Source organism: Acidovorax sp. KKS102 (assembly GCF_000302535.1).
Classification (GTDB): domain Bacteria; phylum Pseudomonadota; class Gammaproteobacteria; order Burkholderiales; family Burkholderiaceae_C; genus Acidovorax.
In genome coordinates this window covers 1,883,016-1,907,482 of sequence record NC_018708.1, presented here as the reverse complement: position 1 = coordinate 1,907,482, position 24,467 = coordinate 1,883,016, and the positions used below count along the sequence as shown (strand labels likewise).

General features: G+C 63.9%; 31 protein-coding genes. 2 read left to right on the top strand and 29 right to left on the bottom strand.

Annotation, left to right across the window (positions count from 1 at the left end; genetic code table 11):
• Window positions 1–2: 2 nt before the first annotated feature.
• The 29 genes from C380_RS08785 to C380_RS08645 form a co-directional block, all read right to left on the bottom strand.
• Complete coding sequence (locus C380_RS08785) at window positions 3–2,582, bottom strand: hypothetical protein (protein WP_015013500.1); 2,580 nt, start codon at window positions 2,580–2,582, stop codon at window positions 3–5.
• Entirely contained in the window at window positions 2,579–3,754 is a 1,176-nt protein-coding gene (locus C380_RS08780; protein ID WP_015013499.1) for a hypothetical protein, read from the bottom strand. The genes C380_RS08785 and C380_RS08780 overlap by 4 nt, the downstream gene beginning before the upstream one ends.
• The gene (locus tag C380_RS08775; RefSeq protein WP_015013498.1) at window positions 3,748–4,635 is read right to left on the bottom strand and encodes a hypothetical protein; all 888 of its coding nucleotides are present in this window, start codon (window positions 4,633–4,635) and stop codon (window positions 3,748–3,750) included. The genes C380_RS08780 and C380_RS08775 overlap by 7 nt, the downstream gene beginning before the upstream one ends.
• Window positions 4,632–5,459: a hypothetical protein gene (locus C380_RS08770; RefSeq protein WP_015013497.1), complete on the bottom strand. Its 828-nt coding sequence runs from the start codon at window positions 5,457–5,459 to the stop codon at window positions 4,632–4,634. Before C380_RS08770 ends, C380_RS08775 begins: the two co-directional genes overlap by 4 nt.
• Before the next feature lie 18 nt (window positions 5,460–5,477).
• Entirely contained in the window at window positions 5,478–5,870 is a 393-nt protein-coding gene (locus C380_RS08765) for a hypothetical protein (protein WP_015013496.1), read from the bottom strand.
• Window positions 5,871–5,879: 9 nt separating this feature from the next.
• Window positions 5,880–6,287 carry a hypothetical protein gene (locus tag C380_RS08760; protein WP_015013495.1) on the bottom strand — a complete coding sequence of 136 codons (408 nt, stop codon included), beginning with the start codon at window positions 6,285–6,287 and terminating at the stop codon, window positions 5,880–5,882.
• A 41-nt stretch (window positions 6,288–6,328) separates the two neighbouring features.
• Window positions 6,329–7,024, bottom strand: a complete 696-nt coding sequence (locus tag C380_RS08755; protein WP_015013494.1) for a DUF6682 family protein — start codon at window positions 7,022–7,024, stop codon at window positions 6,329–6,331.
• The gene (locus tag C380_RS08750) at window positions 7,024–7,470 is read right to left on the bottom strand and encodes a hypothetical protein (protein ID WP_015013493.1); all 447 of its coding nucleotides are present in this window, start codon (window positions 7,468–7,470) and stop codon (window positions 7,024–7,026) included. Before C380_RS08750 ends, C380_RS08755 begins: the two co-directional genes overlap by 1 nt.
• Before the next feature lie 48 nt (window positions 7,471–7,518).
• The gene (locus C380_RS08745) at window positions 7,519–7,998 is read right to left on the bottom strand and encodes a hypothetical protein (RefSeq protein WP_015013492.1); all 480 of its coding nucleotides are present in this window, start codon (window positions 7,996–7,998) and stop codon (window positions 7,519–7,521) included.
• A 66-nt stretch (window positions 7,999–8,064) separates the two neighbouring features.
• Window positions 8,065–9,360 carry a DUF4043 family protein gene (locus C380_RS08740; protein WP_015013491.1) on the bottom strand — a complete coding sequence of 432 codons (1,296 nt, stop codon included), beginning with the start codon at window positions 9,358–9,360 and terminating at the stop codon, window positions 8,065–8,067.
• A gap of 58 nt (window positions 9,361–9,418) precedes the next feature.
• Entirely contained in the window at window positions 9,419–10,447 is a 1,029-nt protein-coding gene (locus tag C380_RS08735; protein WP_015013490.1) for a hypothetical protein, read from the bottom strand.
• A gap of 261 nt (window positions 10,448–10,708) precedes the next feature.
• Entirely contained in the window at window positions 10,709–10,999 is a 291-nt protein-coding gene (locus tag C380_RS08730) for a hypothetical protein (protein WP_015013489.1), read from the bottom strand.
• A gap of 110 nt (window positions 11,000–11,109) precedes the next feature.
• Entirely contained in the window at window positions 11,110–13,383 is a 2,274-nt protein-coding gene (locus C380_RS08725) for a hypothetical protein (protein WP_015013488.1), read from the bottom strand.
• A gap of 10 nt (window positions 13,384–13,393) precedes the next feature.
• Window positions 13,394–15,103 carry a terminase gene (locus tag C380_RS08720; protein ID WP_015013487.1) on the bottom strand — a complete coding sequence of 570 codons (1,710 nt, stop codon included), beginning with the start codon at window positions 15,101–15,103 and terminating at the stop codon, window positions 13,394–13,396.
• A gap of 1 nt (window position 15,104) precedes the next feature.
• Complete coding sequence (locus tag C380_RS08715) at window positions 15,105–16,115, bottom strand: terminase small subunit (RefSeq protein ID WP_015013486.1); 1,011 nt, start codon at window positions 16,113–16,115, stop codon at window positions 15,105–15,107.
• Window positions 16,116–16,154: 39 nt separating this feature from the next.
• Entirely contained in the window at window positions 16,155–16,856 is a 702-nt protein-coding gene (locus tag C380_RS08710; protein WP_015013485.1) for a phage regulatory protein/antirepressor Ant, read from the bottom strand.
• Window positions 16,853–17,455, bottom strand: a complete 603-nt coding sequence (locus tag C380_RS08705; RefSeq protein ID WP_015013484.1) for a hypothetical protein — start codon at window positions 17,453–17,455, stop codon at window positions 16,853–16,855. Before C380_RS08705 ends, C380_RS08710 begins: the two co-directional genes overlap by 4 nt.
• A 15-nt stretch (window positions 17,456–17,470) precedes the next feature.
• On the bottom strand, window positions 17,471–18,268 hold the full coding sequence (locus C380_RS08700) for a hypothetical protein (protein ID WP_015013483.1): 798 nt from the start codon (window positions 18,266–18,268) through the stop codon (window positions 17,471–17,473).
• Entirely contained in the window at window positions 18,265–18,672 is a 408-nt protein-coding gene (locus tag C380_RS08695; RefSeq protein ID WP_238544082.1) for a hypothetical protein, read from the bottom strand. Before C380_RS08695 ends, C380_RS08700 begins: the two co-directional genes overlap by 4 nt.
• Before the next feature lie 104 nt (window positions 18,673–18,776).
• Entirely contained in the window at window positions 18,777–19,019 is a 243-nt protein-coding gene (locus tag C380_RS24945) for a hypothetical protein (protein WP_015013481.1), read from the bottom strand.
• A complete protein-coding gene (locus tag C380_RS08690) occupies window positions 19,016–19,348 on the bottom strand; it encodes a hypothetical protein (protein ID WP_238544081.1) in 333 nt (110 codons plus the stop codon). The genes C380_RS24945 and C380_RS08690 overlap by 4 nt, the downstream gene beginning before the upstream one ends.
• Window positions 19,341–19,523 (bottom strand): hypothetical protein, encoded by a 183-nt coding sequence (locus C380_RS08685; protein WP_148279932.1) that lies wholly within the window; start codon window positions 19,521–19,523, stop codon window positions 19,341–19,343. The genes C380_RS08690 and C380_RS08685 overlap by 8 nt, the downstream gene beginning before the upstream one ends.
• A gap of 29 nt (window positions 19,524–19,552) precedes the next feature.
• Window positions 19,553–19,981, bottom strand: coding sequence for a hypothetical protein (locus C380_RS08680; RefSeq protein ID WP_015013478.1), 429 nt, complete (start codon window positions 19,979–19,981; stop codon window positions 19,553–19,555).
• Window positions 19,978–20,685 (bottom strand): hypothetical protein, encoded by a 708-nt coding sequence (locus C380_RS08675; RefSeq protein WP_015013477.1) that lies wholly within the window; start codon window positions 20,683–20,685, stop codon window positions 19,978–19,980. The genes C380_RS08680 and C380_RS08675 overlap by 4 nt, the downstream gene beginning before the upstream one ends.
• A complete protein-coding gene (locus tag C380_RS08670; protein ID WP_015013476.1) occupies window positions 20,676–21,143 on the bottom strand; it encodes a hypothetical protein in 468 nt (155 codons plus the stop codon). The genes C380_RS08675 and C380_RS08670 overlap by 10 nt, the downstream gene beginning before the upstream one ends.
• Entirely contained in the window at window positions 21,140–22,195 is a 1,056-nt protein-coding gene (locus C380_RS23965) for a hypothetical protein (protein WP_015013475.1), read from the bottom strand. The genes C380_RS08670 and C380_RS23965 overlap by 4 nt, the downstream gene beginning before the upstream one ends.
• A gap of 6 nt (window positions 22,196–22,201) precedes the next feature.
• Window positions 22,202–22,393: a hypothetical protein gene (locus C380_RS08655; protein WP_015013474.1), complete on the bottom strand. Its 192-nt coding sequence runs from the start codon at window positions 22,391–22,393 to the stop codon at window positions 22,202–22,204.
• Complete coding sequence (locus C380_RS08650; protein WP_015013473.1) at window positions 22,393–22,806, bottom strand: hypothetical protein; 414 nt, start codon at window positions 22,804–22,806, stop codon at window positions 22,393–22,395. The genes C380_RS08655 and C380_RS08650 overlap by 1 nt, the downstream gene beginning before the upstream one ends.
• Window positions 22,807–23,064 carry a YdaS family helix-turn-helix protein gene (locus C380_RS08645; protein ID WP_043565293.1) on the bottom strand — a complete coding sequence of 86 codons (258 nt, stop codon included), beginning with the start codon at window positions 23,062–23,064 and terminating at the stop codon, window positions 22,807–22,809.
• Between the two features lie 85 nt (window positions 23,065–23,149).
• On the opposite strand from C380_RS08645, the gene C380_RS08640 reads away from it, so the two are divergent.
• A complete protein-coding gene (locus tag C380_RS08640) occupies window positions 23,150–23,905 on the top strand; it encodes a S24 family peptidase (protein WP_015013472.1) in 756 nt (251 codons plus the stop codon).
• 15 nt (window positions 23,906–23,920) lie between these two features.
• Window positions 23,921–24,340 carry a hypothetical protein gene (locus C380_RS08635; RefSeq protein WP_015013471.1) on the top strand — a complete coding sequence of 140 codons (420 nt, stop codon included), beginning with the start codon at window positions 23,921–23,923 and terminating at the stop codon, window positions 24,338–24,340.
• Window positions 24,341–24,467 lie beyond the last annotated feature (127 nt).

Genomic DNA, 24,467 nt, shown 5'->3' with positions numbered 1-24,467 from the left:
GGTCATACCCGGTTGATCTTGATGTTCCGAAGCAGTGCGTTGATTGGGCGCGTTTTGCGGACTGGAGGCCTCACCGTGGTGTCCAGCGCGCCCTGGAGGTCTGCAGACCAATCGACGAACTCGCCATCCAGGATCTCGACGGTGAACACCTTGTTGATGAGGTCGTCCCGGAACGCCGGCATCCACTCGTAGGAGCCATCGTTGGCGCCCGTCAGGCTGACACCGGCCTGCACCATGTCCAGCAGCCAGGTCGCCCCGGATAGTTCGCTGATCTTGAACGTCCGGGAATAGCGGAGCCCGGTGGTCGTCTTGTGGTGCGGATACTCCCGACCGTTCTCCATGCGGGAAAACTCAATGTTCTTGCTGCTGGAGATCCCAGCAAAACCGCCGAGCGTCTCTACGTCCTGCGCCGCAAAGTGCGGGTTGGTGTCCTGCGTGGTCCCGATGTTCTGCAACTGCTTGAACGAGGCCACGGTCGGGTTTACCTGCGGTGCCGTGTAGACCGTGATGGCGTTGATGGGGTCGTACATGGCGATGCTTGGCCAGAGGTACACGTTCGGGTACAGCGTCTTGAAGGCCTCAAAGGGCTCCCGTGTGCATTCCCCGAACAGCAGCTGCTTGTTGATGACGTTGCCGTTCCAGTTGGCCTCAAAGCTGATGGTGTATGTGTAGTCGCCCGGGGTGGAGAGAGCAACCTTGCCAGGGATGGTCGAGCCCACTGGCTCAGTCCACCGTGCGCCAGAGCATGTGACCCGCACCTTGATGGCGGCGATGAAGCGACTCTTGTGGTCGTAGTCAATAACGAAGCGGCTGGTGTAGTCATAGTCCAGCGTGTTTTCCCGGCCCCGCTCCGTTTCTTCTGCGGGCTTGGCGTTGTCCGCGACGTACTGATCTCTGATGCCTGCCCAGCGGGGGTTCTGGTCAGAGCTGTCGATCGTCGACGAGTAGATGTCGGCGGTGGTGTATATATCCCCAAGGGAGCCGCCTGACGGAAGCTGTTGCTGTGCGGGTAGTTCGCCTGGGATGTTGGGGCTGTCAAAAAGGCTGTACGCAAAATAGTACGAGCTAAATTCTTTGTACAGGCGCTGGGACTGCTTGAACCCCACCATCCCGCCGACGGTGGTACCTTCAAAAGACCGTAGTTTGGCCCACCCGAAATCAAACTCCGCAGAGTTGGACACATCCACTATGTGGTGACACTCACGGCGGGCCAGCTCCTCTGAGGTGACGCCGTAGCCTGCCGCGTTGTACTGCGGAAAAATACTGCTGGCCCCCCACGGACGCAGCCCGTACCCGTAGGTCTGGTTCCCGAAAATGAGCCTCCCGCTTACGGGGTAGCAAATGTCGTGGGTGTACTGAACCTCTTCAGTGCCGTCGCAGTTGGAGACTGCGATGATGGGGATTTGCTGCGGGGCGCTTTTGTGCGGGGTCGTGATAGTCCTCGACGCATCGCCGCCGGCGCCCACAGACAGTATGTTCAGAGGGACTACTTTCTCCGTCATGTTTTGCCGGGCCCCCACGGACTGCACGTTGCCGGGTGGGTACTCCTCCCACCCGAACCCGCCAGTCAAGGTGAGTTGATAAGTCCCGAAAGTGCGGGTGTCGCTGGTAAAAGGCACATCGTCCCGAGTAATACTGATCGCGGACAGGTTCGCGTCGATATCGTCCACCAAGTTCGTGAAATTGGCGACCGCATCGTCGGCGGCAACAGGCAGCGGGTGCCAGAACTCTGTCGTGGCGGCGCCGCCTAGCGAGTAACTCTCCTTGCCCGTGCGCGTGACTGCCTGCCGCGCCACCGAGAAGAATGTGCTGCCCAGGCCAACGCTCTCCTTCTTCAGGACTTGAAATAGGCCGGCGTTGCCACGGTTGTCCATGGTCAGCGGGAACACTGTCACCTCAGTCGGGTTGTCGCCGGTCGCGGTCGTACTGAGCGCGGTTGTGACCAGCGCCGTGTTCTTGGCGTTGCGGATGGTCTTGCCGTCTGAAAAGTGCGCCGGGTGAATGCACTGCCACAGAGGTTTGCCGCCATACTTCAACGCAACCGGCTTGATCGCGCCAGACAGCCCCGGGTGGTGCTTGAAGTCCCAGAGCCCGGCGGGCTTGCCAGCCTCACCTGTGGCAACTAGCGGGTAGACGTTGATCCCGGTGTCGCCCAGGCGGTCAGGCTTCATGTCCTCTGCGTAGTGCGCACCGCCAACGATCCCGTTTCTTGCCTGGGCGACGTTGTAGACGGTCTTCTCCTTCCCGATGATCTGCGGGGAGATCCAGCTGCCCTCAACACAAAATCCATGCGCAAGCTCGACACCCACATCGCCGCCCCCAGCAGGCCACACGAACACGGTGTCCTGGCCATAGTTCGACACCATACGGATGCGCGTGCCGTCTGTCAGCGTCCGCTCCTGCACCATATACGGGATGATGGACACCTTCAGTGCGTACGTCATGAGCTGGTAATGGTGCGCAACCATGCCCATCTGCCCTGGCGTCGGGCGCACGTCATTCATCACCACCAAGCGCGGTGGCGCGCGCCCTGTGATCGGGTCACCCTGCAGGTCGGTCCAGTTGTGGTTGCGCAGGTTCATTGCGGGACCGCCAGGTACTGTGGGGCGCCGCCGACCATGCGGAACGTGGCGGCCACCTCAGTCACGTCGGTGGCGTAGCGGCCCTCGGTCATGCGGGAGATACCGCCGTCGCTGAACCCCGCAACGATGCCGCGCCCGGCGATGCAGACCATGGCCGCGCCCTGCCCTGCGCCCTGCCCGCGCTGCACCAACTCGCCGCGAACGGCAACGCCAGAGCCCAGCACCACGGGGCCATCCAGCACGCGGGTGTAGGCCAGCTTGTCGAACTCGGTCCCGGCCAGAAACGCCAGTTCTTTCGTGGTGCCCACGAAGATGCCGCCGTCAACGGGCTGGATCAGCGTGAGGTCGCCCGAGAACTGCTTGAAGTCCCGGCGCATGTCGCACAGCTCCCAACTGTTGGTCTTGGAGGCGTAAAGCACAGGGCCCACGGCGGTCAGCACCCGGCCGCGCCAAAATGCCGTGACCGTGCCCACCGGCATCGGCTGCAGGAAGTCGGTTCGGCACGGCAGCACCAGGGCCTCGTTCTTGCCCAGGTAGGCGAAAGAATCGTTGAAGGCGCTGCCGGCCAGGTATGCCTGGTCGCCGTTTGCGCTGGTCAGGTAGACATTGATCTTGTGGCCTTCCAGCACGGGCAGGCCCGTCAGCAGGATGCCACCGTCCGGCACGGGCGTGGGGTTGGAGTAGATCGGCCCACCCTCAAGGCCATCGCTCAGGCGGACGTAGGTGAGCTGGTATTGATAGTCGCCGGGGAACAGGTCCCCGGACAAAGGTGTCAGTGCGCCAAGATCGGCCGGAATCGGTACGCCCCAGGCCGTGGCCGCGGAGCCGCTCGCGATTCCGTTGATGAGGCCGTTGCTGAACGTGGTGCGGCCATCCGGCAAGTTGCAGTACCAGACTCGACTGGGGCCGAGCGACGGGTACAGGGTGGTGCGCGAGCCGCCGGCCGCGTCCATGGCGATCAAGTCCCCGCCATCGACCGTGGCCAGCATGAACCCATCCGCCTGGTGCAGATTCTTGTGGCAGGTGTCCAGCGCCTCGTCGTAGCCTACGCGGCGGATGAGGTCGCCAGATAGGCCGGCGTCAACGTTCGTGGCCGCAGCCAGCTCACTGCCACCGAGCCGGTGGGATGCGAGCACGTTGTTGATGCCGGAGAACTTCTCGAACGTCAGCATGCGCTGCTCCTGGACAGTAGGGGCTTGCCGAAGCGGGCGGAAGCATGCAGGCCCGTCGCGCGGTACCGCTGCGCGCAAGCCGGTGTGCCGAAGCCACCGGGGCCAAGCAGATGAGCCGCCTGGTAGGCGTTGATCTTGTAGGCCGCCGCGCGGCCGAAGCGCGCGGCGCCGATCAGGCTGCGGGCCCGGTAGGTGTCGCTGCGCTCGGTGGTGGGGCGGCCCCACTTTGTCGGGGCGTGGATGCCCGCCGCCAGCTGCACTCGCGCCACCACCGGGGTGCCGAACACGGTGTTCGGTAGGCTCACTGCGCGCTGCGACAACATCAGTGAGGGGGCGCCGAAATACAGCGTCGGCCCAATAGACTGCGCGCCCATACGGGCCCGGGCGACTGGTACACCGAACTGCCCCGGTGCGTATCCCTGGGCCTGCGCAGCGACACTGGCTGCCACGGACGCGAGGCCGTAGGCCCCCGATAGAAACGGCGCTGCAGCCACGTACTGGTGGGCGCCGGCGACAGGCGGCACATATCTGGTCGGCACGCCAATCTTCTCGGCGCCGAACCCCGATGCGGTGGCGACCTGGGGCACCGGGCTGGATGGGGTGCCGTGGCTCGTGCTGTAGATACCCGTCGCGCTGAGGCGCACACGCCCAGTGGGGGTGCCGAACGTCGTGGTTTCGAACCCGCTCGCGGCGGCGGTGGTGTGAACCAGCACAAACGCAGCTGGGCTACCGAGCGGTGTCGCTGCAGCGGCCTCCGTGAGGATCGAGGCGATCACCAGGGGCCACACCAGGTTGGCGTCGCCCCCGGACGGCGCGGTGTATGCGCTGGCGCCTACCCACGAAAAGTTCGCAGCGCTCCCGGACGGCGGCGTGTAGCTCATACTGGCGTCACCCCGTTGAGGATGATGGCCTGCAGGCTCTCGCCGGAAGCGGGGTAGGCGATGACGCTGTGCGCACCGCCGTAGTCTGTAGGCATGGAGTACGCGCCAGTCACCGCGTCGCTGGTGATGGTCTTGACGATACTGTTCGCAGGGTTTGCCGTTGCCTCTTCGATAGCGATGACAGTCCTCGCGGCGGGGTTGCCAGCCGAGTCCACGACGGTGCCCTTCAGGCGGCCCATGAGCTGGACGTAACCGAAAGCCGCGACGGTCAGGGCCGCTGTGTACCCAGTGGTCGCCTGAACGCCGAAGCGCACCGCCGTCACGGACGACAGGTCCTTGGCGTGGAAGAACGCATTCGTGTTGGACGAGGCGCTGCCCGGGTTCGGCGTGTAGCGCACACCGTCTGCGCTGGCAATGAGTATGCCGTCCACGGACGGGTAGGACCCAGTCGATGCCTTTGCGGTCATCGTGCCCAGCGTGTTGCCGACATGCACGACGTTCTGGAAGTTCGCGGGGCTGCGGAACGAAACCGCCAGCACGACACTGGCGCCTGCAAGAAACTCAATGTCCACACGCGCGTAATCGCCGGTGTACGTGGTATTTCGGGCCCCGACGCGCCACGGCTCCCCGGGAATGAAGCGGCTCAGCGTCTTGGTGACAGAAGGCGCATTGGTCGTCCCGGAGGTAAACGCCCCGGTGGTACTGAACTCAGAAAAGCGCTCTATCCATAGCGGGTGGGATGTAGCTGCAGGATCGTATCTGTCGATGGAGGTCCCGCTCTGGCTGACCGCAGCGCAGGAAGCCAGCCATGAGCGTACTGTCATAGTGACTCTCCGTTCTTTCTAGCCGATCGTCGCGGACACGACTTCGACAGGGGTGCCTGCCACGACGGCGAGCACGTTCATCACCAGCTTGCCGGTGACTGCAGAGCTACCCGCCTGCGTCGGAAGGCTCAGGTACACAGTGCCGTCGCTGTCACAGAATTCCCCATAGGCCGCAGTACCGGACGCATCGGCGCTATCGTCGCGACCCGAGGCCATGATCGTGAGCTGCCCCGTCGCGCCATTGACCGTCCCGCAGGGCTTCGTCAGCGGGATCTGTGCCAGCAGCACGTCGGCCGCGCTGCGGATCTTGATGCTTCCGGCGAGCGCCCCGGAATCGATCAGGTCACGGAAGGTGGTGTGTACCGGTACCAGGGCGGCCACGCTGTAAGTCGCTTGTGCTGGAGCGGGCATGGCTGCTCATCACAGGCTGAAAATGCGGTATGCGCCGTTGTCCCACTGCACCGTGATGTCGCCACCGTTCGTCGCCAGCGGGAAGCCGGTGATGGTGTCGATGTAGTGCAGCAGCGGAGATGTCCCTGCAACCCCGGTGTCTTTGTAGATCACCACGCCTTCGAGGGTGTCGCCGGCCGCGACCGTCAGGAAGGTCACGTCAGCTGCGTCGAACACGCCGTTCGTGATGCTCTTGCCCGTCAGCGTCTGCGGCGTGCCGATCACATGGGCGCTCAGATGCGGACCGAAGAACTCGTCGTTCGCAAGGTCTTGCGCGTAGTTGTTCTTAACCAGTGCCACCTTGATGGTGTCTGTCATGTAGTTGACGGCGCTGGAGAGAAGTTTCTCTTTGCCTTTGGCGTAGTGGGCGTTGGCCATGGTTGGCTCCTTAATTTCTAGAACGCTCGACTGGAGGGGACTTAGGCCAAGATCGCCTCGTTGCGGTGCGCAATGTCCTCGCGCGTGATGCGGCGCATGTCGCTATCAGGGAGCGGCCCAAAATAGGCCGTGAATCCCTCTTCGGCTTTCTGCGCCCGTACTGGGTCAATCAGCTCCGCGTCTGGAACCGAAAACGCCTTGTGCAGCGCCCACAGCAGCAGGTGTTCGTGGTGCGCGGCGTGGATTTCTGGTGAAGCGGAGACGTCGTCGGCAGACAGCTCTTCAAGCGGGAGCCGGTAGGCCTCAATGGTCAATGTGCCGTCTTCCGCCGGCGTAGGGACGATGCGCACCGTGGTGTCGTTCTGCACCAGGTAGCGCGTGCCGCCGTCCATGTGATGCCAGTCGTCAGCATCACGCCAGTTGGGGTAGTTGGCGTTCAGCCATTCGCGCGACTTGAGCAAGAACTTGCCAGGCCGACCACCAGGAGCTGCTGGGCGAAAGCCGGTGTGCACCAGCTCGTAAACCGTGGGGTGCAGCTGGTAGGTGTGGGTCCCTGCCGTGACAGCCACCTCGCAGATGTCGGGGTTGGCATCCTCCGGCAGCAGACGGCCACGCACACAAGCCTGCGCTTGGGCATCGTTGAGCCAGTCCACAATGTCCGCGTTGGACCAGAAGTACGGCACCACCTTGTCATCGGCAAGCACGCGAAAGCGCCGGATCAGATCGCCGAGGGTCATTAGTTGAGCCCGCCATGCACCAGCGCCGTGACCTGGTTACGCAGGTCATCGACTTTGTTCTTGGTATCCAGCACCACGCCGTAGTTCGCCTTCGCAAATTCCGTCAATGCGGCCTTGGTCATTTGCGACACTTCCAGAAGAGTTGCCTCTGTCTGTTCTGCGGCCTTTTTCTCGCGCAGCTGCTGCTCGGTGGCCGCCTGCTTGGCCAGGGCCAGTGCCGCAGCGTTGTCGTCCTTGCCATCGTCGCCCTTGGCTGCGGGCTCTTTGCTCGCCTTTGCGGCCTTCTTGGCTTCGGCAGGAACGCGCTTGAACTCCAAGTAGCGCATCAGCGCCTTGGCGTCCGCTTCGGACACAAGCTTTTCTTCGCCGGGCTCCCAGGCGTTGCGCATGGGGGTACGGTCGGTGTACGGGGCCGTGCCCTCGTAGCGGATCAACTCAAATTTCATGGGAGCCTCCAGAAAAGGAGGCAGGCCGGTTACCCGGCCCGCCGTTCCTTACTTCACGCCTTCGGCAATGCCGTAGATCACCACCTCGATCTCCGAGGCCTTGTCGTTGCCCACCGTCTTGACGGTCAGCAGCAGGTTGGCGTCCTTGGGCAGCACGATGCTGGGGTTCGTGGTGGCGTTGCGCAGACGGGCTGCGGTGGCGATAGCCAGGCCAGCACCGAAGTAGTCCGCGTCCTGCGGTACAGCGGTGTCGTCCACGCCGTCCTTGTAGGCAAAGCCCAGATCGCCGGTGGCGGTAGCCTTCATGCCGGTCACCACCGTGACCTGGCTGTCAATGAAGCGGAAACCAGAAGGCAGGTGCCCCAGGTTCACGATGTCGTTGACAGCGATGGCCGCAGTGGAGTCGGAGTTGATGACCGCGCCCGTGGCGTTGGTCTTGACGACGTAGCGCAGCGCAGTGAGATTGCCCCACGGCGTGTTGCCCAGGTGCACGCCGTTGCCGACGCTCTTGACTTTGATGGTTGCCATGGTTGGCCTCCGTTCTTGAATTGAGGGGGATGGAGGCGAGGCGCACGTGGCGCCCCGCGTGGCCTATCAGCGTTCGCCGGGGATGAGCTTCACCACCGTGTCGATGGCCATGGCGCCGATGTCGGTCCAGTGCTTGGTGCCATCGCCCTGATCCACAGGGAAACGAACCTTTTGCAGGCCCTGGATCACACCGATCATCAGCTCGCGCTTGTCCTTGTGGTCGAAGGTTTCTTCGTTCCAGAAGAACGGCATGCCCGACATGCCAGAGGCCGCGAAGGCTTGCATCAGCGACTGGCCGCCCAGCAAGATCGCACGATCCACCGCATGGGTGTTGGTGAACGATGCAGGCACCAGGCAGGTGCTTTCGTTCTCGGTCGTGTTGCTGGCGCTGTAGCGGATGGTGTTACCTGCGTAAAAGCGGATCGGCTTGGGCTGCTTGAGCAGCAGAATGCCGTTCCACAGTGCTGCCTCGCCCAGGAACAGGGGGTGACGCTTCGCGTTCGCGGCGCGGTTCATGGCCGCCACCTGGAACTTGCGGAAGTTGTCATCCTGCGCAAAGGCGTGGTACTGGGCGGGCGACAGCAGCAGTGCGCGCAGCGGCTCGTCTTCGGAGGCCATGTCGCCGGGGATCTTCACGGCGGGGGGAGGCAGGGGCAGCGACTCGATGAGCGTGCGAACGGCATCCACCACGCTCATGTTCAGGTCGTCCGTGGTTGCCAGAGCAACATCGCCGGTGTTCACGCTGAAAGCCTTCACACCGTTGGTGCCGTCAGCCAGGTAGTGACGGTTCTTGGTGGGGGCCTTCACCGGGTTCACCAGCATTTCGGCAAACTCGGGATCGTCCTCGGTGGGGACGCGCCACTCGATGTTGTCGTGAAAGCCGCGAGCACCGCCCAAGTGGGTCAGGATCGACTGGTCGATGTACGCATTGGCGTGCGACTGGGCCACAGGGCGTGCCAATCGGGTGAAGTCCACGGCCGAACGGATGTTCGTCATGGTGTCGCCCAGCTTGACGGGGATACGCGCCTGATCCACGCGGATGCGGGCCTTGTCGTATGCCAGGCCCTTACCCTTGCCCTCGACCATGCGCGAGCCCATGGTGGGACGCATCTTGGTCGGCTGCACAAAGTGGAATTCCACCTCGTCGCCGGTGCCGCGCGACAAGTCCATGCACTTCACGATGGGGAAATCGGAGCTGGACTGCTTGCGGATCATTTCCGCTACCTTCCCCTCGCCCTTGGGCAGGGGACCGGACATTTGGCCCAGACGAGAGGCGCGGTTTTCGGCCAGGGCAAACATGCCCGCAGCCTGAACAAACATCGCCTTATCGGAACCGGCCGGTACGTGGCTGTTCATGGTCATAGTGACCTCCTTCAATGGGACGGGGGCGGCTCATCACGAGCGGCCCGGTTTCAAAAAACTAAACGGCGTTCATCACGCGCTCGATCTGCTCGGGCGACATGTCTTGCATGCGCTCGATGAGCGCGTTGGGGTCGGTGCCAGCCGAAGCCATCACCTGCTGTGCGATGTCCTGGTGCTGCTCTCCCGCGATCTCCGACAGCGAGTGAGGGACGCGGCGTTGCACCTCCGGTGCCTTGCCCTTGTCCTGAGCGGCAGGCGCTGCGGCCTTGCCGGTCTGCGCCTTGAACGTGTCAAAAACTTCAATCACTTCCGCAGCAGTGCCGCCCGTTTCCGGGTTGAGCACGGCATCGACAGCTGCACGCTGGAAGCCCGGCAGGCTGGCGTGCCAGGCGGCGAACTGCGACGACTGCACGATTTCGTTGGCATCGGGATGCTTTTCGAAGATCGCGCCGTAGTGGCTGTCCTTGACCTCCTGGGCCTCGCGGTCCTTGAGGGGCTTCAACTCGCGGGCGGCTTCTTCGCGCAGCTCGGCGCGCAGCTCCTCACGAGTGCGCTCCATCAGGGCGGCGATGCCCTTGGCGATACCTTCTTCCGAGAAGTCACCGAACAGGGATGCGTCCACACCCTGGCCCATGGCCTTCTTCGCGGCTTCAAGGTTCTGGTCGGCCTGGGTCTGCGCCTTCCCGGCATCCGCGCGGGCTTGGGCTTTGTCCTCGGCCTGTTCCAGGTTCGCCTGCTGCTTGGCGTTCAGCTCTGCCAGCTGCGCGCGCAGGGACTCGTTTTCACCCTCCAGAGTTTTGGCGCGGTCGCGCGCCTGCTCCAGCTTCTCGTAGGGAATCGTGTAAGCGCCAGACTTGCTGGCAATCGGCGCGCCCTTGGGCTCGTCGTCTTCGGTGGTGCCAGCGCCGCCCGTGGTCTTGCCCTGTTCATCTGCACCGGCCTTGGCAGCATCCGCTGCGTCGTCGGTGTTGTTGTCCGTGGGCTCTTCCTGGGTGGTGGTGGTCTTTGTGGCTTCGTCAGCGTGGTCGTCATCCAACGACTCGCCGTTGAGGGCCTTTTCGAGAAGTTCGGCAGGTGTGAGTGCCATTTGCTGCGTGCTCCATCCCAGCTATCCGGCTGGGCCTGACTGGGCATGCGGTCGAGGGTTGGCCAGGGCCATCGCCCCGGCTTTCCGCTCTCCTGCTGCGGGATATGCGCCGCTTCACAGCGGTGCGGTTTCGCCCGGCGCTTCACAGCGGGGGGCTTGGAAACGAGTATTCACGGGTGTGGCGAAAACCCTCTGCCCTATGCTGGGCGGGCACAAAAAAGCCGCCTCGGTGGGCGGCTTTCTGGGGATCGCGGCATGCGCTTAGGTGGACGGGCACATGCGCCACAGCGGGGTCACATTAGGGCGCTCGCGTTTGGCCATGCGCATGATGAAGGCCTTGGCCGCCACCAGCCGCACGCGCGGCTTGTCCTGGCTGGGGCTGATCCGCTGCACCTCCACACTCACGCGGAAGCCATCGAGCACGAAGTCCCAGGCGCGATGAACGGCGGCCACCACATAGTCGCGCGAGGCAACGGCGGCCGAAGCGAAGGCGCCAGCGGCAGCAGCGCAGGCAATGGCGGCGATGGCGAAGAGGCGGGAAGTGCGTGACATGGCTGGTACTCCAGTGATGGTGCCGTGGCTGCGGCGAAACCCTGACCGTTGCGGGTAGGGCCTCATGGTCAAGCCACGGCGCCGGATCGCTGCGCCCTATGCCGGTTGCCTCACGCTGGCAGGTTGTCGGCCACAGCGGGTGTCTCGATGCCCTGCATGCCCTGCCCTGCCTCTTGTGGCACGGGTGGGAATTCCGGGCTGGTGTTCTGCCGGACATCGGCCACGCCTGGCTCCGCCGTCGCACCACCCGCGCCGCCGGTTGGTACCGGGCCGGGCGCCACCGGCAGACCGCCAGCGGTGGGAAAGTTCGGGTCATCGCCGCCAGGGTTCGGCCGCTGGTAGCCCGCGCCTTTCATCACCTCGTCAGCGACGGGCGCAATGGCTGGGTTCATGGCCACCTGCGCTCCTGCTTGCATAGCAGAGAACGCAGATTGCACGCCGGTCTGCACCTTCTGCGCCTGCATGAGTGCTTCGCGCGCAGCCACTTCGCGCTCACGCAACGCCAGCTCGCGCTCCTTGAGGTCGTGCATCAGCTCCTGCTTGACCTGGGCGCGGATGGCCTCGGGATCGGCCTGGCCCTGGGCCTTGCGGATGGCCTCCACCACCTCCTTCTTGCGGGGCATGTCCATGAGGTCGATCATGAACGGCATCACTACCTGCTGGATCTCCGGCGTAGCGGCCTTGACCGATTCCGACAGAGCGTTGAGCTGCTGGGCGCGGAAGCTGCTGGAGCTGGGCACATCCTCCAGCGCCACCTTGAGGCGCGTGCGCTGCACGTCGTTCGACAGCAGCACGATGCCGGTGTGCGGGTCCACCTCAGGGCTGTTCAGCACCACCGTGCGTGGCGGGTTGAGCACGTCGCCCTCGATCACCACCACGGTTTCCTCCTTGCCGATGTCCTCGATGATGAGGGCCATCAGCATTTCGCCCACCAGGGCGCGGGCATCCTTGAAGTTGTCCATCAGGTCGGCCAGCGATACCTGGGACTGCTCCACTTGGGTCTGCTCCTGCACGCCGCTGGTGGCCGTGCCCTGCTGGCCCTGGAACGAAGGGGTCACACCCGACACGCCAGCCGCCGCCGCGCGCGAGTCCTGCATGAGCTGGAAGTGCTGCGCGTTGAGCTGGAAGTCGCGCTTGCGCTCGAACTTTGCCCCCTGTTGCGCCATGTGGTCGGCGTCCAGCACAAAGTCTGCATCTACCCGGGATGCCATCTGCCGGAACTGCGCATCCGGCATGGCCACTGCGCCCTTGGTGCGAATCGTCTCCACCGCCGACATGCCCCAGCGCAGCTTGGAGATCGTGCTGTTGAGGTTGTCCTGCGGGAAAAGCATGTCGCGCACCAGCCCGAAGGGAATGCCGGTCAGGTCTTCCTGGGCGGCCACCACGCGCGCATAGGGGAAGTGCGGATGTGGGTATGGGCTCGGGCCATCGAACAGGCAATGCGGGCCCATCCAGTAGCTGCGGCGCACCACGGGCAGCAGTTCCTCCACCAGCTTGCCACGGCCCAGCGACAGGGCGGCTTGGTGCAGCTGGTTGGCCGGGTCGTACTTCACCGCGCGCCCATCCTTCATCTTGAGCATCACGGTCGTCACCCAGCGGCGGTACCACAGCTCCGTGATGCAGACGGTCTTGTTTTCCTCGTTGTAGTAGGCGTCCTCTACCGTGGTCCATGCCCGGTGTGCCTCGGCGGCTGCTTGCAGGCCGGTGGACTGGCCGCCCTCCAGCTCTTGGATGCTGAACTCCGCGATCCACTTGTCCGCGCCATTCATGATGAGGATGGCGTGGTTCGGGAACATCCGCGCGGCCCGTGTGCGGCTGATCCAGCGGCGGCGATAGAGCCAGCGAGCGTCCGACAGGTCGGGCTCGATGGCCTTCATGTCCCACCAGATCTCATTGCGGTGGATGTAGCGGCACTTGTAGGGGAACTCCAGCGAGTTGCTGGCGCGCGCGACCTCCACCCAGCCGATGCCCACGGCGCTGGCAGGCTTAAACGCTGCCGACAGCGCACGGTCTGCCTTGGAATGGCGCTCGGCCTGATTCAGCTTGAAGTTGAGCGCATCGGCCACGTCCTGGCCGCCTGGGTCGCCATCCGGCGTCACGCGCCAGTCGGTGCGCGTCTTGGCCTCAAAGCCACACACAGCGCGGATGGCCGGGCCAATGATGTTCTCCTTGGCTGGTGGGATGCCCATGTCCTTCAGCCTGCGCAGCAGATCAGTGCTCAGCTGGTTGCCATCGGCGTAGTCCGCCTCCTTGTCGGCCTGGGCGCGCCATGGCGGCTGTGCCAGGCTCTCGCGCACGATGGAGGCGAACTCATCCCGGGTGATGGGCTCGTCGCGGCCGTCCTGCAGCTCTTCGAGGGTGGGGGTGCGTTGGGTAGCGTTCATGGTCTTCGCCTCATGTGCGCCAGTCGGGTGCTGGCGGCATAACAAATTCGTCGTCGGTGCCGTATCCGTCGTCGGATGGCTGGTACAGGCCCGACTCCTTGGCCTGGGCCCACTGGCGCAGCGCGTCCGCGCCCTCGGTGCAGCCGTTGCTCTTGTCTGGCTCGTCCAGGAACTTGGCCAGGGCCATGCTGTATTTCTTGCGGTAGCCGCGCAGGCGCTCCATGCCGAAGGCACAGGCGTCCTTGTCGAACCAGGCCCCGCGCATGTGCTTGCGCAGCGTGTTCACGCCGGTGATGAGCTGCGTAACCCGGGGCACGATCACGAACTTGTGACCCGGCATGAGCTGCTGCAGCTGCTGCTTGGTGCTGCGGTTGGTGTCGCCCAGGCGCTTGTGGTCCGCGTCGTGGGGCAGGAAGTGCTTGCCGAACACGTAGCCCAGGCCCTGCAGATGCCGCACGTAGTGCCGCAGGTCTTCGTCGTGCTCTTCGTAGTAGTTGATGAAGCGGTCTTCGCCGCGCAGCTGCTGGGCAAACCAGATGGCGCACCCGTCGCTGTTGCCGATGTCCCAGAACGTGTAAACGGGCAGATCCAGCATCGGCACGGCGGTGATGCCGCCGCGCTTGGTCAGCTCGGTGATGGCCTTGGTGAGGTAGTGGCCCTCGGTGGACTGCTGGAAGGCCTCGCGCGGGGTGGATGGGTACTCCTGCCACATGCGCTCTTCGCGCCCCGGGAAGTCGGCGGCCTGGGTCGCCGCGTACCAGGCCCGCTGCTCCATGTCCAGGGTGGTACCGGCCTCCACCTCGATGTCATCGAAGTATTTGTGCAGGGCGTCCGACACCACCACCGCGCTCGCGTCCATGCGGTAGCTGGGCTCCTGCCACCAGGCATAGAAGTGGAATCGGTAGTCCCGCTCCGTGAGCCTCTGGTGGGCGTGGTGCAGCGCCTCGGCCCGCGTGCACAGCTCGTAGAACTCACCGTTCGCCCCTTCGGCGGTGGACTCGATCACCAGGATGCCGGACAACGGCACCGCAGGGATGGAGCCCGTCATCACCTCCTTGGCCTTGTGCGGGAACTTGGCGCAAATCTTCCCGAACTCGGACACGTGCAGCCGGTGGATCGTGCCGCCCCGCACGCTGGTGGCCACGCGCATGCTGGAGTTGTTGTGCGCGAATCGGATCTCCTTCGTGCTCGCGCGGGCCAGTGGGAAGCGCTCGCGGATTTCCTCGGGCAGGTGGTCGTAGGCAAAGATCACCTTGTCCCGGAAGATGGATTCAGCCGTCTCCCGGTCCTGGGCGATCATCCCGCAGCGCTGATTCCCGTTGAACAGGGCGTGATCCAGCCACAGGATGGCAATCAGGGTCGTGAAGCCCAGTTGGCGGGCCTTCAAGATGATGTTGCGGTGCCACAGGCGCTTGATGAAACGGCGCTGCGCACGGTTGGGTATGAACGGCTTGACGAACGACTCTTCGTCGTTCTCGCCCTTGATGATGATCTGGTACAGGGCGCCGCTGAACAGGCGCCACTCCGGGTCGGCAAGGCAGCGCTCCAGTTCCTCCGCGTCGGTGGGCATGCGCACCGATGGCAGCACGCGCACACGCTTGAGGTCGCGCGGCTCATGCGGCCAGATCTTGGTGTCCAGGCCAGACGACTCATCGCCTGGGCCCGCAACCCATACGTTCTCGTCCTCTTCCTCGTGCTGAACCTGGGGAGCTTTCGCCATGTCAGTTCCCGTCGTCGGGGTCGTCCGGCTGCATGGGCATGCTGGCGGCCGGGCGCTCTGGGTCATCGACCACGGGCTTGAACCCATTGCCGTTGCCCGATGCAATGCGCTGCAGCAGGGTGGCGAGCGGATCGGTCTTTTGCTCGTTGTCCTTCTCGTAGAGGCCCAGGTGGCGGAACAGGCGCTCGGCATAGGACGACTTGTCCTGCAGCTTCACCTCGATACCGAACTGGGTCTGCTTGGCTCCTGCGTACAGCGCAATGGCCTTCTCGCTCAGGTAGCGGGTGTCCTTGAGCACCACGCGCGCATGGCCGTCGCCGCCGCACTCGGGGCACTCGGCATGTGGGGCGCGCAGTGGGTTGAAGCCAATGCCGCCTTGCTCATCGAACTCGGCGGGGTTGTTGCCCTTCTCCACCCACTTCTCGCGGTCGCGGTTCATTTCGCCCACGGTGCGCTGCCACTTGTGGCCCTCGCCATAGCAGCAGCGGCAGCAGCCGGTTTTCAGCTCCACCAGCTCGCGGGTGTCGGCCGTGACGATGTTCCACGCCTCGCGCAGGACGCCATCGGCGGTGATCTGGGTGCGCTCTTGCTGCGCCTTGCGGGCGGCGTTCAAAGCCCGCTGGATACTAAGTTTCGCTAACAGCTGCGAGCCCTGTTCATTAGCCGTGTGCGGGCTGTATCCGGCCCGAACGGCGGCCTGGGTAGCGTTCATGTCCACCATGTACTCATCGACAAAGCGCTGCTGCTTGTCGGTCAGTACCGAGTCGGTGGGTGCTGGGGTTGTGGGGGGCGATTCCGCCTTGGCCGGGGGTTTGGCTGGCGCCTTGGCTTTGGGTGGTGCTGCGGCCTTTACGGGCTTGGCAGGCTTGGTGCTTGCTGCGGGCGCCTTCTTGGCTGGTGCTGCTTTGCGCGCAGGTGCGACTGAGCCTGCGGCCTTCTTGGGGGCTGCAGGCTTGGTGGGGGTCTTCTTACTGGGGGGCGCGGACTTCTTGCCCGCTGGGGGTTTGGCCATGCCCGGGAGTCTTCCGGGGCATGGGCGATTGGCCTAACCCTATGCTGGGCGTCGGCTCTGCCCGAACAAGTCTGCGTGGCGCTCCACAAAACGGCGCAGGAACTCCAGGCCCCGTCCGGTCACGCGCGCCACGCGGCTAAGCTGGCGGCCCCGGGTGTTCGTGTCGAAGGTGTGCAGCGACTCCTTGAAATAGCCCTGCGTGACGTAGCGCGCGGCCGGGGAGTTGTCGGGCAGGATCACGCCCTTCTGGCGTAGCGCCTTCTCCAGCTTGCGCACGGGCACGCCGATGGTCTTTGCCGCGTCGCGCACCAGGACCGTGCCATCAGCGTTCAGCATGGCGTCGGCGTAGACCACCTTCGGGCGGGCGGCGGCCAGGGCGGCCTGCTGCATTTCGATCTGCTCCTGCTGCTCGGCAGCCAGGCGCAGGGCCTGGGCGAAACTCTTGGGCACGGCGCCCGCCTCCAGCTCCTGCCAGCGCTTGACCACCTTCAACCGCGCTACGGGGTCGTAGCCCAGCAGCAGGGTGAGGCAGGTGTCCTTGTCCAGGGCGAACTCGTCGTAGGTCTGCCCGTTCTGGGGGTGTCTCCAGGTTTGGATGGACCCGCCGAACAGTTCGCCCAGCTGAGTGCGCAGGGTGCGGATGTCCCGCATGACGTGGAAATGCTCCTTGCCCACCAGGACGGCGATCTCGCGGCTGCTCATCGTCAGCGGCTTGCTGGCGAGGGTCATCAGTGTGTTCATGCCTTGCTCCCTTCACGAAATACGGCGTCCTCCGGGCCAGTGAAGCCCAACAGATCCCGTTGGCGCGAATCCAGCTTCCCTTGCAGCAGGTCGCGCATGGATTTCAGCTCGCGGCCCTGCGCCTCCACCTTCGCCGCCAGCTCAGTGGCCAGATAGAGGTGCTGGTTTGTGCTGTTGATGAGGATTGCTTGGCCCGCAGCGCCCACGGACAGAGCGGCCAGCGCGCGGTCTTCGTCGGGCGTCAGGTGCAGCACGACATCGGGCACATCCTTGCGGCCCGTGATTTCAATCATCACGTACCCGCCCTCCAGGATCGTCTTGCTGATGTTGCGGGTTGACGGGTATTCCTCCACCAGCTCGTACACGCCACGCAGCAAACGCTTGAGCTTGCCGTCGTCCACCAGGGCACGCAGGCGGTCATCGACCACCGACATCTTCAAGCTGGTCAATTCGGCAACCGTCTCGCGCGTGGCGATCTGGCCCAAACTTCGCAGATCGCGTACAGCGCCGTACACCCGCGCTGTGCTCGGGATGGCCTTTGGCGGCTCGGTGGACACGGGCTCTGCAGTGGTGGGCGGTTGCTGGGTGGTTTCGGTCATGCGGCCTCTTCTTTGTTAGCGCTTGGCTCGGGCCAAGTAGTCCTTGATGTCGGTGGCTTTCACGGTCTGCTTGTAGCGACGGCCAGCGATCCAGGCCTCTCCTGCAGAAATGAAGCGCCCTGCGGTATCGCGGATAACCAGCTCGCCGCCCTTTGCGCCCGGACCGTAGGCATGACGACATATCGCGTCCACACCATCACTGCCCTCGGCCGTGCGCGTGCCAGCATCGGCAGCAACCATGGAAACAAACTCCAGCCCCCGATCACCGCGCACCCGCACAAAAATCAGGGCTCCCAAAAGCATTCCAGCAGAGAACTTCTTGGCGGGGATTCCAAGCGAGTCAATCGCCTCAAGCTCATGCTTCCACTGTTTGACCAGTGAATACACGTCGCCAGAACCCAGCTTCTTGAGCGCGGATGTGATGGGACCAGACTTGATGAGTCCGCTTGTCGGGGAAATGCAGCACTCCCGATAGGCGCCGAAAACCTTGTCTCTGGCCTTTTCGACAGTCGTTGCGCTGTCGTAGTGGCTGTAAAACTCCTTGGCCTCGGACATGGATTTGACGGGTATCACATGCACATCAACGGCGCTCGGCGCAGGGCTGGCCATGCCATTGGCCCACATGTGGCCGCGCGTGTGCCCGTCCAGCTTTACAAGATCACCACCGGGCAATTCGGCTGCAAACACGGTACTGTGGGTCGGCTGCGGTATGCGCAAGTGGAGCGCACGAGAGGCACGGCCCTCGGTATCGCGCTGCCGTGGATTTGGAAGAACGGCATGCCACTGCTGCGGCGTCATCTTTATGGTCTTCATTGCGATCCTTGACGGTCGTTGGGGTACTGCGGGATTCCTGCGGGCCAAAGGCCCAATTCGTTGAGCTGGCGGCGCGTTTGCGCGGCCATGGCGCGGCCCAGCTCGATGTGGGCTTGGCGCCCACCCGGAACCAGGCGGTATTGGTCGAAAGCGGCGTGGCAGCCCTCGATGCCTGGGCGTGCACAGCACAACGGCATGGCGCGCCGGTCGTCCAGCTTCACGCCCTTGCCCTTGCCTTCGTTCTCGTGGGCGTGTTGGCTGTAGCCTGCGATGTGGCAGTGAGCGCACGGCAGGCTGGCAACTGCGCGGCGGAACTTCTCGCTGCGCAGCGGCGCATCCTTGGGCACGCTGGCGCCGGTGCAGCTGCCGCCCATCACGGCGGCGCGCGGCACTACAGAATTCATAGCTGCTTGCGCACGATGCATAAGCGCTAGCTCCCGATTTGCATCTGTTTTAGGGACGTGCGGCCGCGCTTTGAAGCCGGTGCGCTTGAGTGGGGTGGATCGCTTCACATCCGCCTCCATACGGGCTGCGGTTTGACTTTCTTCTGCGCAGTGGCGAACACTTCCAAGCACTCTTGGTAGTTGCTCGCTGACCGGTGGGGCGGCTCAAGACCTAAAAGCGCGGCTCTCCAGTTGACTTCACACCCACGCAGATCGGCCGTGACTTCGGCCATTGCCACTTCACGGGCCAGCTGCTCGCGCGCAATGCGGCGTTCGCGCATCTTTTGGAATGGGGTTGCAGGCTTCACCGGGTGGCTCCTTCCAAGCGGCGGTTGTTGGCGTTCTCGCTGCGCCACACCTCCACGCGCAGCTGGGCGGCGGTGAGGCGCCAGCGCAGCGCCTCCTCCACGCGCACGGCCTCGCGCAGGCCTTCCAGCAGCGCGATGTATTCGGGGTGGCTGTAGGCGTACTGCTCGCGGGCAGCCACGGCTTTCTCCTGGCAGGCGTTCATCAGCAGCGCCTTCTTGCTCTTGCGGAAGTGCTCCAGATGCACGCGGTCGGCCTTGGCCTGGGCGTACTGGCGCGAGTGCTCGATCAGGAAATCGACGGCGCGTTGTGGGTCCACCGGCTCAGACACGCTCCACCTCCGCGAACAGATCCATCGTCTGGGGGTCCGGGCGGCGTGGGCTGGTGCATGGTCGGGCCAGGCGCAGCACGCCCGCCTTCTTGCGCGCCAGCTCCAGCAGTCCCGCCTTGCGTGCGCAGGTGGGCCCGATGGGATTGGCGCCGACAAACACAGCGGCGGCCAGCATGGGGCGGTTACAGAAAGCGCAGCGCAGCGTCATCGCGCACCCCGGTATGGCCACGCCACCATGGCGGCGTCACGCTCGTGCTGGTTGTTGCGCTCGGTCCAGCCGGTGTAGATGGCGAAGTTCTCCGCGCCGCGCTTCGCGCCCTTGGCGGTCGGGCTCACGCCGTGGGCAGGAATGTCCAGCTCGGCGCACACCTCGGTGATGAGGCGGCACCATGCATCGACCTGGCCCAGGCTGCGAGCGGTGGCCAGGGCGGCACCGTAGGCACCCTTGGTCCGCGCATTCCAGGCGCGCGTCTCCAGGCGGGAGTCCTCAAAGATCACCCGCGCTGGCATCACCTCGCGGATGGTGCGCTCGATCTCCACCGGCGTGATGGTGTCCAGGCGAACGAGCTGGCCATCGAGGAAATGCGCAACGCCTGTGCTGGCGCCCGGGTCCATACCCAAGATCAGGCTCATGCGAAAGCCCTCCCCGGCAGCAGCGAAGTGAAGAGCCCGCCAAACTCCTTCCAGGTTTCACCTCGGCGCACTTGGCCGATGGTGGCCTTGCTGACACCGAACTGCTCGGCCATCACCGCATCGGACTCGGTGCTCGCGCGGATCACGCGCACCTTTTCCCAATCCAGCTTGCCGCGCGTGACCTGGTGCGCCTGAGCAATCCGCTGGCGGTGCAGCACCGAAATGTTCTTGCCCTTGGCTGGGTCTTCGCGGCGCCCCAGCTTCATGTGCGTGTATTCGATGCAGTCGGGCTCGCAATCGGCCTGCATGCGCACGGTTTGCTGATAGCCCAGAGGGCCGCGCTTGATCTGCCATACCGCACGACGCGCCGGGGTGGGCGACTCGTCACCAAAACGCACTATGGGGCCGCGCTTCGGGTCCACGTAGCCGGTCCACACCATGCATCCGTGCACAGGCTTGCAACGCCCCTTCATGATTTCCAGGCGCTGCTCATCGGTCAGCTCCCAATCGGCCGCCACGTAGTAGGGGAAGCGGTCGATGTAGGTTTCGCGGATCAAGCCTTCGGACACCAGGCGGTCGATCAGGGGGCGCAGGCGCTTGCGGATCGCATAGGAGTGGGAGCCCGCCAGATCGGCATAGCGAATGGGGCCCTGCTGAATCTTGGCCAGCACGCGGTCGCGGCGGAACGTCTTCGTCACTGCCATGACTGGCGTCCTTCCAGGCCCAAGGCCTGGCGTGCGCACTGCAGGCTGTAGGGCGGGATCTTCTCGCCCGCTTCGCTGCGAGTGACCAATGCGCGGGCCCAGCCCTTCTCGTCGGCCTTCGGCGCCAGCGCCTGCTTGAGTTCCAGCTGCTTTGCCACCTGCGCAGACACCACCGCCTCATCAGCCTTCGGCACTGGCAGCGCTTTGAACACGGGCGGGGGGCAGAGGTTGGCGATCTTCTTGAGCTGGCCCACATTGGGGCAGCGCTCGGGCAGGTGGCGCAGCGCGTAGCGCAAGGGTTCCAGGTTGTTGGCGTAGCCGCTCAGTTCCTCGGCCCAGTCCGCCTTGACGAATGCCATGTCCACGCCATCCCACTGGCGCAGCCACTCGTGGCCGTAGCGCACGGCCAGCTTGTCGAAAATCGCGTCGATGACGACCATGAAATCGGGGTTGGTCATGCTGCTGCTCCTTCAATGCGCGGCGCGGCCTCGCGCGCCGGAACGTCGATGACGGGCCCACCGGCCATGAAGCGCTGTGCCGCCTCAAAGCCGCTCTCAGCGCCGGGGGCCTTGCGGGCTACCCCGGGCGCGGCCTCTTCCATGCGCTGGCGGGCAGCGCGCTGGGCGAATGTCTCGGTGGGCGCGTCAGGCGTTGCGGGTGCCCCAGCTGCACCGGTCTGGCACTGGGTTGCCCACTTCTCCGCGTCCGACAGCAGCAGCTTCACGGGGTGCATCTGCTTCACCACGAAAGGCTCCTGCACCTTGGCAACGTAGTGGTAGGCCACCCGGGGGGCACGCTCGGCGCCCACGCGGTCGATGAACTGGGACACCTGCCCGGCGACGGTGGCATTCCAGACGGGCCATGCCCCGTGGCGAGTGCGGTACGCGATGGCGTAGGCGCACCATGCGTCGTGGGTTTTGGTCTTGCTGCCGGGGTAGCGCAGATCGGCGGGGATTTCGTGGACGACACCCTTCTTGTCCGTCACCCGCATCGGCTCGGCCATGGCGTCAGCCTTGGCCGTAATATTCTTTGTTGTAGTCTTTGTTGTAGTCTTTGTATCTATACAGTCATCGGTGCAATTTGCACTGATCGATTGGTGCAACTTGCCCTGATCCATCGGTGCAGATTGCCCTGATCCATTGGTGCAATTTGCACCGATGCATTGGTGCAAATTGCCCGCTTCCATCAGTGCAATTTGCGCGTAGTCGATGGTGTAGTAGTTGGTCCGGTCGCGGCCGACTTCCGACAGTTTTTCGACCTTCACCAGACCCTTGTTTTTGAGTGCGGCCAAGGTGCGCTTGATGGTGTCAGGCGACCAAAAGGGGAACTGTTCATGCCAGCGGTCAAGGGAGTTGAAAACCCAGCGACTACCGGCGTGCTCAACCCCGCCGCCCTTCTTTTTGATCCAGTAGTGGATCTGCTGCAGAACGATGGCTTCATTGAGGCCGATGAGGGCCGCGAGCTTGCGGTTCACCAGCAGGATTTCGTCTTTGCTGAACAAAAGGCTCATCTGCGCCTACTCCCGCACGACGGCGCGGCGGCCGCCCTGGCGGCTCACGGCCAGCTCGCGCCCATGCTGGGCAGCCTGCAGCGCGCGGGCGGCGTGATGCTCTGGCGTGTCTGCCAGAGCGGAATGGGTGTTGGTGTGACCTACGCGGCGAAAGCCAGGCGGTTGGTTCAACGGCTTGGCGGGGTTCCAGAGGCTCATCAGCGCACCTCCGATTCGGGGGCCCCAAAAGACCCTATGAGCTTTGTCAGCGCCTCGGTACGCTGCACGGCATGGCTCAGTTTCTCAATCACCATTTGGTCGTAGCTCTTACCGTGAACGATGGCGTACACGCAGTTGCGCAGCTCGTTCGAGGCATCCGTGTTCTGCATGGCGCACTGGCGCAGGAACAGCGCATGGGTGTGCTCGTCCACCTTCGTCTTGAGGGGGTGTTCCAGCTTGCCCAGGGGGCCTGCAATGCCACGGCTGAATGCCGGGCCCTGGTCATCCTCGGCGTAGAGGTGTTCCTCCACATCCGCGAGAACGCGGGTGACACCATCGGGGGGGAGCTGGGCCAGGAGCGCGCGAATCTGGTCCGCAATGGCCTGCTCTTTGCGATTCAAGGGGGCGGGCATTTATGCGGCCTCCTTGGTTTCGGTCGGGGTGCCCAGTTCGGGCCAGATCAGGTGCCAGTCGTCGGGGCGCAGGTCGCGGCGGCTCACGGCTCCACTGGTTGCGCGCTCTATCGCGTTGCAGTAGCGAACGGGTACGGGGCGCCGCTTTTCTGGGTCAGTAGCTGCCCAGGCGCTTGGCAGCGACTGCGGCACACCCAGAGTTCGAGCAAGCTCAGCTTGCGCTCCACGGGTTTCGGCGAAGTATGTTGCGAGTTCCATACCGCGATTGTTTCGCGTTTCGCAAAATGAGTCAACACCGTTACGCGCATAGACCGACTTTGCGTATTGCTATGAAATTCACAAGATGAAAGACATCGACGCCATTCGACGCGACAACATGCGCCTGATTGAAAAGGAGGCCGGAGGCACAACTGAGGCCGCCACTCTCTGCGGGATGTCCCCCTCCCAGTTCATCAATCTGCGCGACGGAGCCAAAGACTCAAAAACCGGCAAGCAACGCGGCATGCGAAAAGAGACGGCACGTCGAATCGAAGAATCAGCGAAAAAGCCCGCTGGCTGGCTCGATGTCGATCACACCTCCGAAAACGATGGGACACCACCGGCGGCACCAGCGCCCTATGAATCGCCAAGCGAGTCACCGGGCATGCCGCCTGATCTGGTCATCACCCAGTTCGCATCTGGCGGCGGCATGGATAGCACCGGGCGCTTACTGCTGGACGATCAACCAGGCATCATCAGGAGCTGGAAAGTCAGTCACGAGTGGCTTCGCCTGAATGTTCCGCACCACACCGGGGTGCGAAATCTATGCATCGTCACCGGATTCGGCCCATCCATGCGACCCATGTTCAACCCCGGCGATCCACTGCTAGTGGACACTGGCGTCAAGGTCATCAACCACGAGGGTGTCTACTTTTTCCGCGTGGGCGATGAGGGGTTCATCAAAATCATTCAGCGTGTTCCAGAGTTCGACGGCCCTGGGTTTGCCCTTCGCATCATTTCCAAGAACCCCGACTACCCACCCTACGACATATCACCAAAAAATCCTCATTTCGAGGTGCTTGGTAAGGTGCTGACGGTGTGGCGCAGTGAGCAGTACTGAGTAACTGGAGCAGGTATGTCCCTCCTGAGAATGGTTTCTGGCGCGCTTGATGCTCAGGTCAATTCATTCACCAAGATCTTGCAGCGTCAACGTACCCCGTTGCAAATTGCTCCAAGTGGATCTGGCCAGGGCATCCTGTATGGGCTTGGCCTCACCGGTATAGGGAATGCAGCCTCGCCAGAAGCGGTGCTCGCCCGCATCCTCAAAGAGTGGATTGGCCTCAGGAGGTGGACCATAGATTCACAAATTTCTGTGATCGAAAGCCGCGTGCTTGGCAACAAGTACGTCGCGCCAGACGGTATTGCAACGATTGACCAGTGGCTCCATTGGCGCCTTCCATTGGAATTCCCGCAGCATCAACTCACACCTGCCAATGGCTGGACGCCTGAGTTCTATTCCTGGGCTGTCGCGCGTGCCCCAGAACACTTCGTCTAGAGCAAGGCTACAAGCTGCCCTGCTCTTGTTCACGGCATTGGCATGGAACGCCGATGCCAGTGCTGAGCGCGACCGCGCCCAGGTGCGCGCCTTCCGCGCAGAGCATCCTTGCCCCGCCACCGGCCGC

Excerpts from the sequence above, each read along its gene's own strand:
- C380_RS08755 (WP_015013494.1), bottom strand. The coding sequence starts at position 7,024 with ATGACCCTCGGCGATCTGATCCGGCGCTTTCGCGTGCTTGCCGATGAC.
- C380_RS08780 (WP_015013499.1), bottom strand. The coding sequence starts at position 3,754 with ATGCTGACGTTCGAGAAGTTCTCCGGCATCAACAACGTGCTCGCATCC.
- C380_RS08725 (WP_015013488.1), bottom strand. The coding sequence starts at position 13,383 with ATGAACGCTACCCAACGCACCCCCACCCTCGAAGAGCTGCAGGACGGC.
- C380_RS08635 (WP_015013471.1), top strand. The coding sequence starts at position 23,921 with ATGTCCCTCCTGAGAATGGTTTCTGGCGCGCTTGATGCTCAGGTCAAT.
- C380_RS08735 (WP_015013490.1), bottom strand. The coding sequence starts at position 10,447 with ATGGCACTCACACCTGCCGAACTTCTCGAAAAGGCCCTCAACGGCGAG.
- C380_RS08770 (WP_015013497.1), bottom strand. The coding sequence starts at position 5,459 with ATGACAGTACGCTCATGGCTGGCTTCCTGCGCTGCGGTCAGCCAGAGC.
- C380_RS08670 (WP_015013476.1), bottom strand. The coding sequence starts at position 21,143 with ATGACCAACCCCGATTTCATGGTCGTCATCGACGCGATTTTCGACAAG.
- C380_RS08655 (WP_015013474.1), bottom strand. The coding sequence starts at position 22,393 with ATGAGCCTCTGGAACCCCGCCAAGCCGTTGAACCAACCGCCTGGCTTT.
- C380_RS08650 (WP_015013473.1), bottom strand. The coding sequence starts at position 22,806 with ATGCCCGCCCCCTTGAATCGCAAAGAGCAGGCCATTGCGGACCAGATT.
- C380_RS08720 (WP_015013487.1), bottom strand. The coding sequence starts at position 15,103 with ATGGCGAAAGCTCCCCAGGTTCAGCACGAGGAAGAGGACGAGAACGTA.
- C380_RS08785 (WP_015013500.1), bottom strand. The coding sequence starts at position 2,582 with ATGAACCTGCGCAACCACAACTGGACCGACCTGCAGGGTGACCCGATC.
- C380_RS08675 (WP_015013477.1), bottom strand. The coding sequence starts at position 20,685 with ATGGCAGTGACGAAGACGTTCCGCCGCGACCGCGTGCTGGCCAAGATT.
- C380_RS08685 (WP_148279932.1), bottom strand. The coding sequence starts at position 19,523 with ATGCTGGCCGCCGCTGTGTTTGTCGGCGCCAATCCCATCGGGCCCACC.
- C380_RS08680 (WP_015013478.1), bottom strand. The coding sequence starts at position 19,981 with ATGAGCCTGATCTTGGGTATGGACCCGGGCGCCAGCACAGGCGTTGCG.
- C380_RS08740 (WP_015013491.1), bottom strand. The coding sequence starts at position 9,360 with ATGACCATGAACAGCCACGTACCGGCCGGTTCCGATAAGGCGATGTTT.
- C380_RS08645 (WP_043565293.1), bottom strand. The coding sequence starts at position 23,064 with ATGGAACTCGCAACATACTTCGCCGAAACCCGTGGAGCGCAAGCTGAG.
- C380_RS08765 (WP_015013496.1), bottom strand. The coding sequence starts at position 5,870 with ATGCCCGCTCCAGCACAAGCGACTTACAGCGTGGCCGCCCTGGTACCG.
- C380_RS08715 (WP_015013486.1), bottom strand. The coding sequence starts at position 16,115 with ATGGCCAAACCCCCAGCGGGCAAGAAGTCCGCGCCCCCCAGTAAGAAG.
- C380_RS08730 (WP_015013489.1), bottom strand. The coding sequence starts at position 10,999 with ATGTCACGCACTTCCCGCCTCTTCGCCATCGCCGCCATTGCCTGCGCT.
- C380_RS08760 (WP_015013495.1), bottom strand. The coding sequence starts at position 6,287 with ATGGCCAACGCCCACTACGCCAAAGGCAAAGAGAAACTTCTCTCCAGC.
- C380_RS08695 (WP_238544082.1), bottom strand. The coding sequence starts at position 18,672 with ATGAATTCTGTAGTGCCGCGCGCCGCCGTGATGGGCGGCAGCTGCACC.
- C380_RS08640 (WP_015013472.1), top strand. The coding sequence starts at position 23,150 with ATGAAAGACATCGACGCCATTCGACGCGACAACATGCGCCTGATTGAA.
- C380_RS08705 (WP_015013484.1), bottom strand. The coding sequence starts at position 17,455 with ATGACCGAAACCACCCAGCAACCGCCCACCACTGCAGAGCCCGTGTCC.
- C380_RS23965 (WP_015013475.1), bottom strand. The coding sequence starts at position 22,195 with ATGAGCCTTTTGTTCAGCAAAGACGAAATCCTGCTGGTGAACCGCAAG.
- C380_RS08750 (WP_015013493.1), bottom strand. The coding sequence starts at position 7,470 with ATGAAATTTGAGTTGATCCGCTACGAGGGCACGGCCCCGTACACCGAC.
- C380_RS08775 (WP_015013498.1), bottom strand. The coding sequence starts at position 4,635 with ATGAGCTACACGCCGCCGTCCGGGAGCGCTGCGAACTTTTCGTGGGTA.
- C380_RS08710 (WP_015013485.1), bottom strand. The coding sequence starts at position 16,856 with ATGAACACACTGATGACCCTCGCCAGCAAGCCGCTGACGATGAGCAGC.
- C380_RS08745 (WP_015013492.1), bottom strand. The coding sequence starts at position 7,998 with ATGGCAACCATCAAAGTCAAGAGCGTCGGCAACGGCGTGCACCTGGGC.
- C380_RS08700 (WP_015013483.1), bottom strand. The coding sequence starts at position 18,268 with ATGAAGACCATAAAGATGACGCCGCAGCAGTGGCATGCCGTTCTTCCA.